This is a genomic window from Klebsiella sp. BDA134-6, assembly GCF_015601345.1.
Classification (GTDB): Bacteria; Pseudomonadota; Gammaproteobacteria; order Enterobacterales; family Enterobacteriaceae; genus Klebsiella; species Klebsiella grimontii.
Genome location: NZ_CP064784.1, coordinates 779649 through 792814, shown reverse-complemented (window position 1 = coordinate 792814; position 13166 = coordinate 779649). Strand labels below are relative to the sequence as shown.

12 protein-coding genes are annotated in these 13166 nt (G+C 55.2%); 4 read left to right on the top strand and 8 right to left on the bottom strand.

All coding sequences use genetic code 11. The annotated features are described in order from the left end of the window. Positions 1-84: 84 nt before the first annotated feature. The 4 genes from dnaT (at position 85) to opgB (ending at position 4473) form a co-directional block, all read left to right on the top strand. A complete protein-coding gene (dnaT, locus tag IYV58_RS03695) occupies positions 85-624 on the top strand; it encodes a primosomal protein DnaT (protein WP_195729431.1) in 540 nt (179 codons plus the stop codon). Positions 625-626: 2 nt separating this feature from the next. Further along, positions 627-1364 carry a DNA replication protein DnaC gene (gene dnaC / locus IYV58_RS03690; protein WP_014227813.1) on the top strand — a complete coding sequence of 246 codons (738 nt, stop codon included), beginning with the start codon at positions 627-629 and terminating at the stop codon, positions 1362-1364. Positions 1365-1429: 65 nt separating this feature from the next. Next, positions 1430-1924, top strand: a complete 495-nt coding sequence (locus IYV58_RS03685) for a YjjA family protein (RefSeq protein ID WP_004128652.1) — start codon at positions 1430-1432, stop codon at positions 1922-1924. Positions 1925-2181: 257 nt separating this feature from the next. Continuing rightward, on the top strand, positions 2182-4473 hold the full coding sequence (gene opgB, locus IYV58_RS03680) for a phosphatidylglycerol--membrane-oligosaccharide glycerophosphotransferase (protein ID WP_004128650.1): 2292 nt from the start codon (positions 2182-2184) through the stop codon (positions 4471-4473). A gap of 53 nt (positions 4474-4526) precedes the next feature. Here opgB and IYV58_RS03675 read toward each other — a convergent pair whose 3' ends face one another. The 8 genes from IYV58_RS03675 to IYV58_RS03640 form a co-directional block, all read right to left on the bottom strand. Continuing rightward, on the bottom strand, positions 4527-5489 hold the full coding sequence (locus IYV58_RS03675; RefSeq protein ID WP_139529244.1) for an Rpn family recombination-promoting nuclease/putative transposase: 963 nt from the start codon (positions 5487-5489) through the stop codon (positions 4527-4529). A gap of 139 nt (positions 5490-5628) precedes the next feature. Further along, the gene (locus tag IYV58_RS03670) at positions 5629-6639 is read right to left on the bottom strand and encodes an SIS domain-containing protein (RefSeq protein WP_112167019.1); all 1011 of its coding nucleotides are present in this window, start codon (positions 6637-6639) and stop codon (positions 5629-5631) included. A gap of 18 nt (positions 6640-6657) precedes the next feature. Continuing rightward, positions 6658-7719, bottom strand: a complete 1062-nt coding sequence (locus IYV58_RS03665; protein ID WP_195729430.1) for an SIS domain-containing protein — start codon at positions 7717-7719, stop codon at positions 6658-6660. A gap of 12 nt (positions 7720-7731) precedes the next feature. Further along, positions 7732-8583: a PTS system mannose/fructose/sorbose family transporter subunit IID gene (locus IYV58_RS03660; protein WP_004128642.1), complete on the bottom strand. Its 852-nt coding sequence runs from the start codon at positions 8581-8583 to the stop codon at positions 7732-7734. Continuing rightward, complete coding sequence (locus IYV58_RS03655; protein WP_004108505.1) at positions 8561-9340, bottom strand: PTS mannose/fructose/sorbose/N-acetylgalactosamine transporter subunit IIC; 780 nt, start codon at positions 9338-9340, stop codon at positions 8561-8563. The genes IYV58_RS03660 and IYV58_RS03655 overlap by 23 nt, the downstream gene beginning before the upstream one ends. Before the next feature lie 16 nt (positions 9341-9356). After that, complete coding sequence (locus tag IYV58_RS03650) at positions 9357-9827, bottom strand: PTS sugar transporter subunit IIB (RefSeq protein ID WP_024360411.1); 471 nt, start codon at positions 9825-9827, stop codon at positions 9357-9359. 14 nt (positions 9828-9841) lie between these two features. After that, positions 9842-10264: a PTS sugar transporter subunit IIA gene (locus IYV58_RS03645; RefSeq protein ID WP_004128638.1), complete on the bottom strand. Its 423-nt coding sequence runs from the start codon at positions 10262-10264 to the stop codon at positions 9842-9844. A 99-nt stretch (positions 10265-10363) separates the two neighbouring features. Continuing rightward, complete coding sequence (locus IYV58_RS03640) at positions 10364-13129, bottom strand: sigma 54-interacting transcriptional regulator (RefSeq protein WP_123828488.1); 2766 nt, start codon at positions 13127-13129, stop codon at positions 10364-10366. Positions 13130-13166: the final 37 nt, after the last annotated feature.

Sequence of the window (13166 nt, the reverse complement as noted above, 5' to 3'; positions counted from 1 at the left end):
CGGCGCTCCTTCCTGAGCGACCTCTATGCTACTATGTGTGCAGCTACCCCTCTCCTTTTAGTTGTTCAGAGTTGAGATTGATTTATGTCTTCACGAATATTAACTACCGATTTTAGCGGTCTGGATGACTTCATGCAGGATCACGCAGCGGTACTGGCAAAATCGGCCAGCGGCGCCGTCGCCGTATTTACCAACAATGCCCCCGCCTTCTATGCGCTGACGCCGGAGCGTCTGGCGCAGCTGCTGGAGCTGGAAGCCAAACTGGCGCGCCCCAATAGCGATATCGCCCTCGACGCGCAGTTTTTTGACGAGCCGGCGGCGGTTCCCGTTGCAGTACCGATGGGCAAATTCCCGATGTACGCTGACTGGCAGCCGGATGCCGATTTTCAGCGTCAGGCCGCGCTGTGGGGCATCGCCCTAAGCCAGCCCGTTACGCCGGAAGAGCTGGCCGCATTTGTCGCCTACTGGCAGGCGGAAGGTAAAGTCTTTCATCATGTCCAGTGGCAGCAGAAGCTAGCGCGCAGCGTACAGATTGGCCGGGCCAGCAACGGCGGCCAGCCGCGGCGTGACGTCAACGCGATTAGCGAACCCGAAAATCATATTCCACGAGGATTCCGCGGATGAGCATGAAAAATGTCGGCGATTTAATGAAGCGCCTGCAAAAGATGATGCCAGCCCATGTCGAACCCGCGTTTAAGACAGGTGAGGAGCTGCTGGCATGGCAAAAAGAACAGGGCAAGCTGCGGTCTGAAGCGCTGGAACGCGAAAACCGCGCCATGAAAATGCAGCGTACCTTTAACCGTTCCGGTATCCGACCGCTGCACCAGAACTGCTCGCTGGATAACTACCGGGTTGAGTGTGAAGGCCAGATGATTGCGCTTTCCCGAGCGCGCCAGTACGTCGAGGAGTTCGACGGCAATATCGCCAGCTTTATCTTTTCCGGCAAACCGGGCACCGGAAAAAACCACCTCGCCGCCGCTATCTGCAACGAACTGCTGCTGCGGGGCAAGTCGGTGTTGATTATTACCGTCGCCGATATCATGTCAGCGATGAAAGATACCTTCGGCAACCGGGAAACCAGCGAAGAGCAGCTTCTCACCGACCTGAGCAAAGTCGACCTGCTGGTGATTGACGAAATCGGGATGCAAACGGAATCACGCTACGAAAAAGTTATCATTAACCAGATCGTCGATCGTCGCTCTTCGTCAAAACGTCCCACCGGTATGCTGACTAACAGCACCATGGACGAGATGAACAAGCTTCTTGGCGAGCGCGTCATGGACCGCATGCGGCTGGGCAATAGCCTGTGGGTCAACTTCAACTGGGACAGCTACCGCGATCGCGTGACCGGCAAAGAGTATTAAGATATTTCTGAACACTGCCGGCGTTATAATCAGGACATTGTTCAGTCACGGCGAAGAGTATGTCTATGAAATCTGTAAAAACGTTATTCCGCACGGCGATGGTGGCCAGCGCTTTATTGACCTTCGGCGCTCACGCCACCTCCTGGCAGGACTCTCTCTCCAGCGCTGCGAACCAGCTCAGCAGCCAGAGCGGTAGCCAGCAAAGCGGCGGCATGTCCCTCTCTTCGCTGACCGGTTTGCTCAACGGCGGCAGTCAGTCGTTGACTTCCAGCAGCATGAATAATGCCGCCGGGATTATGTCTTATTGCGCGAAACAGAAACTGACGTCGGTAACCAATACCGAAAACATTAAAAACCAGGTTCTGGATAAGCTGGGTCTCAGCGCGCCGGAAAAACAAAAAGAAGACACCAATTATCTTGATGGCCTTCAGGGCTTGCTGAGTAGCAAAGACGGTCAGCAGCTGAATCTGAATAGCCTCGGCAGTAGCCCGCTGGCAGAAAAAGTGAAAACCAAAGCCTGCGACCTGGTATTAAAACAGGGCGTTAGCTTCCTCTCCTGATCCTGGCCGCATAATGCCGCGTTTGGCGCTTTACCCTGGCCAGCGCGGCCGCAACCTCTGTTTTTTAACATCTCTCCTTCTGAACCCCTGGCAGACAAGATGTGAAGCGGGTCAAAAATGGCGATTTCTAAACCAATTCTGAACCACAGCACAAATTCATGACGATACAATTGCGGCAATATTGCGCTGCAATTACAGTGTAGCGTGGAAAAAGATCTATCTGGCCAGCCGACAGCTGGCGTGAATGAGGATGAGCTGTGTCAGAGTTGTTATCCATCGCCCTGTTTGTTGCTTCGGTGATGATTTATGCGTTAAAAGCCGGTCGTAATACCTGGTGGTTCGCCGCCACGCTCACGGTGCTGGGCCTGTTCGTTATTCTGAATATTACCCTCTACGCCAGCAATTACTTCACCGGCGACGGTATCAATGACGCGGTACTTTATACGTTGACCAACAGCCTGACGGGCGCTGGCGTGGGCAAATATATTCTGCCGGGCGTTGGGCTGGTCGTGGCGCTGGTCGCGGTATTTGGCGCACTCGGCTGGGTACTGCGCCGCCGCCGGCATCATCCTCATCACTTTGGTTACAGCCTGGTGGCGCTGGTTCTGGCGCTGGCGTCCGTGGACGCCAGTCCGGCCTTCCGCCAGATTAGCGAGTTGGTCAAATCCCAGTCCCGCGATGGCGATCCTGACTTTGTGGCTTACTACAAAGAACCGTCAAAAAGCATCGCGGACCCGAAACTGAACCTGGTGTACATCTACGGCGAAAGCCTTGAGCGCACTTATTTTGATAACGACGCCTTCCCGAACCTGACCCCGGAGCTCGGCAAGCTAAAAAGCGAGGGCCTGGATTTCAGCAACACCGCCCAGCTCCCCGGTACTGACTACACGATTGCCGGAATGGTCGCTTCCCAGTGCGGGATACCGCTGTTTGCGCCGTTTGAAGGCAACGCATCGGCTTCGGTTTCCAGTTTTTTCCCGCAGAATATCTGCCTCGGCGATATCCTGAAAAACTCGGGTTATGAGAACTACTTCGTACAGGGCGCTAACCTGCGCTTTGCCGGAAAAGACGTTTTCCTGAAATCGCACGGCTTCGATCATCTGTACGGCGCGGAAGAGCTAAAAACCACGGTCGCCGACCCAACCTACCGTAACGATTGGGGCTTCTACGATGATACGGTGCTTGATGAAACCTGGAAAAAATTCGAAGCGCTTTCACAATCGGGAAAACGCTTCTCGCTGTTTGCGCTGACGGTCGACACCCATCATCCGGATGGTTTTATTTCCCGTACCTGCCAGCGCAAAAGCTACGATATGGACGGTAAAAAGAACCTCTCTTTCAGCGCCGTTTCCTGTAGTCAGGAGCATATCGCGGCGTTAATTGAGAAGATTAAAGCGTCGCCGTGGTTCAAAAATACGGTCATTGTGGTCTCATCCGATCACCTGGCGATGAAAAACACCGCCTGGGAGTATCTGAATAAACAGGATCGCAGCAACCTGTTTTTCATTCTGCGCGGCGATAAGCCCCAGCAGGATACGCTGGCCGTTAAACGTAATACTATGGACAACGGCGCGACGGTGCTGGATATTCTCGGCGGCGATAACTTTATTGGTCTTGGCCGCAGCAGTCTATCCGGGGAGTCGCTTTCAAGCGTTTTCCTCAATATGAAAGAGAAGGTGCTGGCGTGGAAGCCGGATATCATCCGCCTGTGGAATTTCCCCAAAGAGATGAAGAATTTCACCGTTGATTCGCAGAAGAATATGATCTCCTTCTCCGGCAGCCATTTCCGCCTGCCGCTGCTGCTGCGCATCTCCGATAAGCGCGTTGAGCCGCTGCCGGAGAGCGAATACTCCGCGCCGCTGCGCTTCCAGCTAGCCGACTTCGCGCCACGCGATAACTTCGTCTGGGTCGACCGCTGCTACAAAATGGGTCAGCTATGGTCGCCGGAGCTGGCGCTCTCCACCGACTGGTGCGTATCCCAGGGTCAACTAGGCGGCGAACAGCAGGTCCAGCGCGTTGACAAAGCCCAGTGGCAGGGTAAAACCGCCTTTAAAGATACCCTTATCGATATGGAACGTTATAAGGGCAACGTCGATACTCTGAAGATTGTCGATAACGATATTCGCTATAAAGCCGACAGCTTCCTGTTCAACGTGGCCGGCGCGCCGGAAGAGGTGAAGCAATTCAGCGGCATATCTCGCCCGGAATCATGGGGGCGCTGGTCGAACGCGCAGCTCGGCAGTGAAGTGAAAATTGAATATAAAGAGCCGCTGCCGGAGAAATTCGACCTGGTGATTACCGCCAAAGCCTACGGGCCAAACGCCAATAAACCGATTCCGGTACGCGTGGGCAACAGCGAACAAACGCTAACGCTGGCCAATGATGTCACCACCACGACCCTGCATTTCGATAATCCGTCGCGCAGCAACACGTTGACGATTGCGCCGCCGGACCCGCAGTCCACGAACGAGGGTAATATTCTCGGCCATTCCCCGCGCCAACTGGGCATCGGCATGGTTGAAATCAAAGTGGTGAAAAGCGAAGGTTAAGTCATCGCGCCCGGCGACTTTTTGCGCCGGGCCATGGTTGTGGAGGCCGGGTATTAACAATGCAGCGGCTTGAGTTCATCCGCCGAAAGTCCGGTAATTCGCTGGACCGTTTCCTTATCCAAACCGTTCTGCAGCATACTGCCGGCAATGCGCAGCGCTTCCCGTCGGCTCCCTTCCTGCAGCCCTTCCTGCAGCCCTTCCTGGCGTCCTTCTTGCCGGCCCTCTAACCGCCCTTCCTGTCTTCCCTCTTGCCGACCTTCCTGCTTGAGCTTTTGAGCGATGGACATTAATCTCTCCTCATATTGTGGCAGACGGCGGGCCAACCGGCGGAGAAACACGCCTGGATCGGCGGAATTGCCGTACTGCAGCATATAATGAAACAGCACTCTCAACTGCCTGCGGTTAGTGTATCCCAGCATCACGAGGGTCGCCAACGACTCCGTAATCCCGCTGAGATCGCGCTGACGAATATGCTTTTGCATCAGCTCCAGCAAAGCGACCCGCCGATGCTGAACGATTTCATCATCCGGCATCACCGTTACGTCAACCAGCGGAAACGGGCAGGCATACAGCTTCTTCGCCATCTGCGGGTCGGCAAATTCATCCAGCCAGTTCAGGGAAAAGGGATAGGGACTGGCCGCACCATGATAAAAAAGCATCGGCACGACCAGCGGCAGCGCTTTATGCCCAGCGTCGAGATGCCGCTGCATCGCGGCAATCGCATAGCGCATCAGGCGAAAAGCCATATGGTTATCCGGCGAGCTCTGGTGTTCTATGACCACATAAACATACCCCGGGCCGGAGCGGGTTTGTACTGACCACAGCACGTCCGAATACCAGGCGCGCAAATCCTCATCAATAAAGCTCGCTGGCTCCAGCCGCAGCGTCGCAAAATCACACCGCTGGCGGATCGCCTGGGGAAGGTAGAGCGTGAGGAAATCATGCGCCGTCTCCGGGTGGCGAAGAAATCGTTTGAATACCGCATCGTGCGGTGTCGACGTCATCCGTTTTTTCATGGCCGTCCGCTTGCCTGAAAGTGAAGGAAAGCCGGACTCTACCACCGCTTTTTACCCGGTTGGTTTTGGCGATGATTTTCTGGGAAGCGCCTCGGAGAATAGCGCGGCGGCCAGCCAGGCTGGCCGCCGCAAGCAAGGCTTAGTAATCAAACTGACGGTAATAACGGCGAATATTGAGATCGTGCCCGGTGTGATGTTCAAAATGGGCCGCCAGCCTGTCCACCAGCAGGGTGGAAACCACGCACGGCGCCATAATCCAGCGGAAAGCATCATCGATGCCGTTCAGCGGGTAGTCGCGCGGGTCAATCACCACCAGATGGTTGGTGATCTTCTCAGCGAAGCGTTCAACGCGCTCATCCAGCCCCCGGCATTTACCCTCGCCTTTGACCAGAAACAGCGGAACCTCTTTCTCCAGCAACTCCAGCGTGCCGTGGAAAAATTCGGCGGAACTCACCGACTTGGTCCGCTTCCACTGCATCTCTTCAAGAATACACATCGAGAACAGATAGACCTCGCCCCACATTTCCGCGCCGCCAATCCACATCATATAGTCGCAGCCATGATATTGAGCGGCGATTTTATCCGCCTGCGGATCGAACCGGCGTTTGGCCTGCAGAAGATTTTCCGGCAGCAGTTCCAGCTGGCTGGCAAAACGATCGTAATCGGCAAAGTCGCCGTGACGATAAATAACACGGAAGAATAACCAGTACAGCAGCATATATTCATATTCCACGCCGTTTTTGTGGCACATCGGAATATGCCAGCTCGCCGCCTCAGCTAATGGCGAATCAGCGTTACGGGTAATGGCCACCACGCGAATCCCCTGCGCTTTGCACCATTCGGCAATGGCGACCGACTCTTTGGTATCGCCGGACTTGGATAACGTCACCACCACCGCATCTTTATTTAATTTTTTGTGCCCACGATGAATTAATTCCGCCGCCTGCTCAAGGTAAACAGGTACGCTGGTTAATTCTTTTGCAAACTCATTTATTGCCATCATCGGCGCCAAAGAACCGCCTACCGAGGCGAAAAATAACGCGCTACAGCCGCTGTGATAAATATCGTCGGCGACGGCTTCTGCCTGCTGACGCGCAGCGATGATCTCGCGAGCACTGGTCAGGTACTCGTCCTGATTAAAACCCAACATAGTTATTCTCCTGAATAATCAGATTTTACTTTTTAATACGCGGTCAAAATCGTCAAAAATACGTTTTGCCAGATCGATCCCTTTTAGTCGGGCGGTATGCCATGCCAGCATCTGGACCGGAACGATTAGCAGCAGCGGCGCCAGGTGATGGTCACACGGACAGTTCAGCGCCAGCGCCTGCTCATCCTCTTTATCGCTGAGCGTCAGCGTAAAGGCCCGGGCAATGGACGGCGCCATATAGTCCCGCAGCGCCCGGGTACGCGCATCCGGCGCATCTTCAATAAACAGCATCACGTGACGGGCGTTCGCCTCCAGATAGGGGCCGTGCATATAGGCCTCAAGTTCAAATCCACTAGAAGGGACCCGCACCGTCTCGGTAAATTTGGTTTCGAACTCCTTCGCCACGCCAACCAGCGCGCCATAGCCGATGGCGATAAATCGTTCGCCGCCCCGCAGCGCTTCGCCGTGCCTGTCGATAAAGCGCGAGGTGCGGGCGATAACATCCGGGATAGCCGCCGCCAGCCGCTGCAGCTCGTCAAGATAGCGCTGCTCCTCGGCCTCGCTGACTCTTCCCTGAACACGGGCAATCATCAGCGCCATCAGCAGCAAATTCAGTACCGTCGCGCTAAAGCCGCGGGTGACAAACCCTACGCTCTCAATACCGGTATTGATATCCAGTACCCCGTCGCAATCGCGGGCTATCGGGCTTTGCGGGTCGGAGGTCAAGGCAAAAACCGGCAGATTCGCCGCCTGGACCTTGCGCATCGCCTCCAGCGTCGAGGCGCTTTTTCCGCTCTGCGAAATCGCCACCACCAGATCGGTATGCGGATCGACAGCCTCGTAATGCGTAAAGTTATACGGCTCTTTAATTTCAACCAACACGCCGAAGCGCTGTTCAAAGAAATAGCGCGCGCACAGTGCGGCGTTTAGCGACGATCCGGTCGCCAGCAGCAAAATACGGCGTACCGGATGCTGGCGGGCGAAATCCTCAATCGCCGCCAGCTTTTGCCGATAGTCGCGCAGGATCTGCGCCAGACAGGCCGGCTCTTCGCTGATATACATCATCATTGTTGGTACCATTTTCGACTCCCGTTAAAACAAGCCAATCCACGAACCCAGAATGCCCACCAGCGCCATCCCGCCAATAATAGAAAGCGGTTTGACCTTACGCCCCAGCAGCCAGTAAACGATGCCAAAGCTCAGCAACGGCAGCATGCAGGGCAGAATGTCGTTGATAATGTCCTGTACCTGGGTTTTCGCCTCCCCGGCGCCGAAAGAGACAGGGATAGTGATATCAATCATTGAGGCGGTCATCGCGCCCACCACCATCAGGCCGATAATCGACGCCCCGTAGGTCAGGCTCTCCATCATTCCGCTCTTCTGGATCCGCTGCAGCACCCCGGTGCCCAGCACGTAGCCCCAGCGGGTAAAGAACCAGCGCACCAGAATATGCGGTACGTTAAACACCAGCAGAAACAGAATGGGTCCGAGAATGTTGCCCTTTAGCGCAAGGCTGGTGCCGATGCCGGTGGCGATCAGCCGCAGCGTCCCCCAGAAAAAGGAGTCCCCCAACCCGGCCAGCGGCCCCATCAGCGACGCTTTAACGTTATCAATCGCGTTGGCGTCCATGTTTTTCTGCTGGCTATTTTTCTCCTCCATCGCCGTGGTGATCCCCAGCAGCAATGTGACGATATGCGGCGTGGTATTGAAGAACACCAGATGTCGTTTCAACGCTCCGGCCAGCTCCTCTTTGCGCGGATAGAGCTTTTTCAGCACCGGAATCAGCGCGTAAACAAAGGCGAGATTCATCTGCCGCTCATAGTTCCACGAGAACTCCATCTGGAAGGAGCGCCAGAACACCCGGCGTAAATCGCGCGGCGTAATACGGGTCTCTTCTTGCTCCTGCGGGCGCAGGGTCTCTTCAGAAATCATCTTCGTCGTCATCGCTGACTCCTTGTTCTGTCGTCGTACGAGGTGAGCTCAACGCGGTGACGTTAACCATGACCACCGCCACGATTGCGCCAAGAATAGCGATGCCGGTCACCGGGATTTTCAGGTAGGCCATCAGCACGAAGCCGAGGAAAAAGTACGGCGCGACTTTCTTGTTAATCAGCAGCCTGGCGAGCATCGCGAAGCCGAGAGCCGGAATGATGCCGGTAGCGACGCTGAGCCCGTGTTTGATAAATTCCGGGATGGTATCGAGCAGGGATTTCACCGCGTTGCTGCCGACCAGGAATGAAACGGTCACCACCGTGGCCAGCATCAGCGACAGCCCGAAGCCGGCAATCAGATGCATCCGCTCAATGCCCCGCGTATCCGCCCGTTCCGCGTAGCCGTCAGCCTTCTGGCTGAGCATCGGGATAAACATCCCCAGATAAACGTTTTTCAGGATTAGCGTCAGGGTGGCGATAGGCAGGCCAAGCAGCAGCGCCGTTTCCGTTCCCGCGCCGGAGGTAATGGCGAACGCCACCCCGAGAATGCCGCCGGTTACCACGTCAGGCGGTATCGACGCGCCGACGGAGAAAGATCCAATAAACGCCAGCTCGAGCGTTGCCCCCATGATGACGCCGGTCTGCACATCCCCCAGCACCAGTCCGGTCAGCAGCCCGGTGACGATAGGTCGCGAAATCAGCGACGTCCCTAATGCATATTCCGATTGCGCGATAAACGCCACCAGACCCAGTAAGAGAGCCTCTACCATAATCTGTCCTCCGGAATTAAACGCATTCCGCAAAAAGCTGTTTGCGATCGTTAGGGACCTGGCGGATCTCAACCTCGACGCCTTTCCCGACCAGTTGCTGCAGTTGCTCTATTTCTTCCGGGAGTAAATTAATCGCCTTAGAGATATTTTTGCTGCCCTCTTTAGCCTTAATCCCACCGAGATTAATACTTTTTATTTCCGCGACGGCGCTGGCAATACGCCAGGCGTCATTCACCGACTCCACAACGATAAAGAGATTATATTTATCCGTAACGCCGCTTTTTATCGCTTCTATAGCGTCGTCAATATTTTTAATCACCAGTTTTACCGAAGGCGGCTTGGCGAGCTTAATCGTGGTTTTCCGCAGCTCATCAGTGGGGACATTATCGTTGGCAATTAAAATGCAATCGGCCCCGACATACTGGGTCCAGGAAAAAGCGACCTGGCCGTGGAGTAATCGATGGTCTACCCTTAATAGCGTAATCATGGTGTTCCCTCATTTCAGAAGTCTTTATCAACGGTCATCGCACTGGCAATCGTCTGATTGCAGTACTGGATGCTCTCTTTGGCGCTTGTTAATGCTTCAGAAATTAATTTCTCGGTATTTTCTTCCCCTGCGGAAATAAGCAAATCAATAATCAGCGGCAAGTTTAAACCGGACAATAAATGAAAATTAGGACGCGATAAAAAACGCACAAACTCATTATTGACGCTACCGGCGAAAATATCCGTAATGACAATCAGCTCATCCTCAGCGGGAAAACGCGCCAGCAGCGTCTCCACCTGCTGCGTTAGATCGGCCTCCTCTTCGATATAGGCGCAGAGGGTATGAATATCCGGCTGCTTGCCGAGGATCAGCTCCACGGAGTTCAGCAGACCGTTAGCAAAGGTGCCATGGCTGGCAAAAATATAGTGTCGTTTCATCCTTACCTCGAAAGCGCATTCCACTGCTTTCTTAATTGCAACCGGCGTGCCAGAAACAGTGGCGAGCCGGTTAGCGCAAGGACCAACGGATGAAGGGAATTAAAACTCTTGATCTTCCTGAATAAATTCTGTTTCCCGAGTCAGGATATCGTGAATGTAATACAGCTCTACGGCGGGGATTTTGACACTATATCCGCTCTCAATGACACTAAAGGCCTCGCGGAGAATAACCAGCTCGCTCTCCGGACACTGCCTTCCGGAATAATGGGATGGCGACGCGTTGCGGATCAGTCGCTCAATCAGACAGCTGATATGTACGTACAGCGCCACCTTGCGATCGTTGGGCACGTCGCAGCCGGCCAGATGCTCATAGCGCAGTAAAAACTGCTCGACCTGATTGATGACCTTTGCGGTATCAAGGATCGTCACCGACTCGATCACCCGGCGCAGCGAGAAATTTTTCAGGAGCAGGTTATTAATTTCGCTGACCTGTTCAGAGGTGGCCAGCTCGCCGAAAATACGCATCAGCGGGCGGCTGCCCTGGCCGGAAATCAGCGAATCCAGCGAGATCCACGGCAGATCGGCAAGATGCGGGTCGAGTGTACCGACGATCGCTAACACCTCGTAGCGGCTGAGCATCGGCTCCCGCCGCGCGGGATCGGCGAGCGTTTCCACATCGCAGGCCACAATATCGATGCCGAGCGCTTCGGGAATACTGGCTTTTAACAGCGCCGACAGATTCGCCGCCGCCCCCAGGCCGGTGGCGCAGGTCGTGAGAATCGCCCGCGGTTTGTCCGCCTGCGGATAATAGAGCTGATGCTCAACCGCGAGATCATCGCCAATCTCACGGACAATATCCTCCAGCATATCGCCCTGCAAAATCCGCTCTCCGACGTACATCGCCATCCCGGTCGAGACGTTATTAATAATCGCCACCGGCGTGGTCAGACGGCGGTTAAAGTGGCTGTGAATAGCGTTCAGCGATCCCATATCGACCAGGATGATCAGCCCGGAAGCCAGCGAGTGGCTCTCGATATAGGCCATCACCTGGTCGGCGATAGCCTCCGGCGTCACGTCGAGCGGCATATCGAATGACTCAAACAGCTGGCTTTTCAGCAACCGGTTCGCCACGTTGGCGATGCTGCTGGCGGTGGCGTAACCGTGGGCGAGAACGATCGCCCGGGTGACCTTCTGCTGGCTGATGGCGCCGTTTTTCTGTAACCACAGCACCAGCAACAGCAGGTCAATGCGTCGGGGTTCAATATCCAGCTTCAGCGCCAGCGCGGCGAGGATCTCTTCACAAAAGCGATACAGCAGCGGAAACTTTTGCGCCAGGAAATCCTCCAGCTGGCGGCTTTTCTCGTTGCTCATGGTGGAGTGCGCCTGGCGAGAACGATGTATCAGGTAGTGGCTGAGGGCGTAAATACAGTTGCCGTTAAACTGGATATTGAAGCGCTTTTCAAGGCGATAAAACTCTTCCCGCGCCTGATGGGTCAGCAGCAGTAGCAGATGCGAACTGCTGGCATCGTGATTATCGAAAATAAGCCGATCGAAGAGAGTTTCAATCTCTTCGCCCATTTTTTTTTGCGCCTCTTCCCAAACCGTTTTTTTACTCAATACCGCTTCATATAGCGCCAGAACGCGGCACTGAATATCGTAGATCAGCCCCTGAAGCGGATCGCGCGCGCGCAGCAGCCAAACCAGACTGGTCTGCGGTTCGATAAGCAGCGGCTCCTGCTGGCCCATCGGTTCGCTGAGCGCTGGCGTCGCGGCTATGATATTTTCCGGCAGATCGTGCAGCGTGACGTTAAGCCTCTCGCTGCCCGGGCACCTCGCCCAGGCCGACGCAACGGCGTACTTCACCACATTCTTCAGCTCACCGACGTTACCCCGATAAACATAGTGCGTCAGCACCTGTAGCAGCCGGGGCGTCAGCTGCAGCCGGGCGGCCAACGTGCGCGCCTCCTGCCAGAAAAACTGCAGCGTTAACGCTTCTTTTTCGTGGCGGCTGCGGTTTTGTAAATCAGGCAGGCTAACGAGGATCGGAATACGGCGAATAAAGGTGGTCAGAAAAGTGCTGTGAATATCTTCGGTGGTGGCAAACACCAGCCGCAGAGAAATCGGCATCCCCTGCGCCGTTTCCCCCACCCGATAAATCTCCTTGCGATCCAGCCAGGTGAAGAGCTTCTCCTGGCCCTGCGCATCCAGACGATGGACTTCATCGAGAAACAGCACGCCGCCGTTTGCCGCCTCAAACGCCCCGGCTTTATCCCCCTGCGCGCCGGTAAACGCGCCTTTAACGTAGCCAAACAGGTTGGCGGCCAACAGCTCCGGGTTACTGGCGTACTGGGCGCAGTTGAAGCTAACAAAGGGCGCATCGGGCGCCAGCAGTCCCTGGGCGATAGCAAACTCGTGCATCAACTCCGCCATATAGCTCTTGCCGGTACCGCTGTCGCCGGTGATCAGCAGCGGTAGCCCGCCGTTAGGATAAAACAGCGCGGTTTTCATCTGTTCGATAGGCTTGCGCAGGCTGCCGTCATGGCCGGTCAGCAATGAGAAATGATCCGCCTGCTCCGGCTGTCGGTCGCTCTCCGCCAGCAGCTCCGCCATGCTGGCGTACTCGCTGCGGGAAAGGGGGAAAAACTGCTGGCAGAAGGCGGCCTTATGCAGGAAATAGACCGGACGGGTATTGATCTTCACCAGCACATCCTGGGCCACCAGCTGATTCAGATAGTGGCTGGCGGTGTTTCTTTGCATGGCAAAACGCCGGGCAAGGTAGCCGGCGGTGAAGATCTCGCTCAGGTTATCCGGATCAAAAAAATCGGTCTGATTTTGCAGAAAAGCCAACAGTTCCGTTTTACGCATCGCATCCCCCTCTTCGCCTGTCAGGGGCTTATGATGC

Coding starts and splice junctions, on each gene's coding strand:
- IYV58_RS03665 (WP_195729430.1), bottom strand. CDS start 7,719: ATGGTACCAACAATGATGATGTATATCAGCGAAGAGCCGGCCTGTCTG.
- IYV58_RS03670 (WP_112167019.1), bottom strand. CDS start 6,639: ATGTTGGGTTTTAATCAGGACGAGTACCTGACCAGTGCTCGCGAGATC.
- IYV58_RS03655 (WP_004108505.1), bottom strand. CDS start 9,340: ATGGTAGAGGCTCTCTTACTGGGTCTGGTGGCGTTTATCGCGCAATCG.
- IYV58_RS03650 (WP_024360411.1), bottom strand. CDS start 9,827: ATGATTACGCTATTAAGGGTAGACCATCGATTACTCCACGGCCAGGTC.
- dnaC (WP_014227813.1), top strand. CDS start 627: ATGAAAAATGTCGGCGATTTAATGAAGCGCCTGCAAAAGATGATGCCA.
- dnaT (WP_195729431.1), top strand. CDS start 85: ATGTCTTCACGAATATTAACTACCGATTTTAGCGGTCTGGATGACTTC.
- IYV58_RS03675 (WP_139529244.1), bottom strand. CDS start 5,489: ATGAAAAAACGGATGACGTCGACACCGCACGATGCGGTATTCAAACGA.
- IYV58_RS03645 (WP_004128638.1), bottom strand. CDS start 10,264: ATGAAACGACACTATATTTTTGCCAGCCATGGCACCTTTGCTAACGGT.
- IYV58_RS03660 (WP_004128642.1), bottom strand. CDS start 8,583: ATGACGACGAAGATGATTTCTGAAGAGACCCTGCGCCCGCAGGAGCAA.
- IYV58_RS03685 (WP_004128652.1), top strand. CDS start 1,430: ATGAAATCTGTAAAAACGTTATTCCGCACGGCGATGGTGGCCAGCGCT.
- IYV58_RS03640 (WP_123828488.1), bottom strand. CDS start 13,129: ATGCGTAAAACGGAACTGTTGGCTTTTCTGCAAAATCAGACCGATTTT.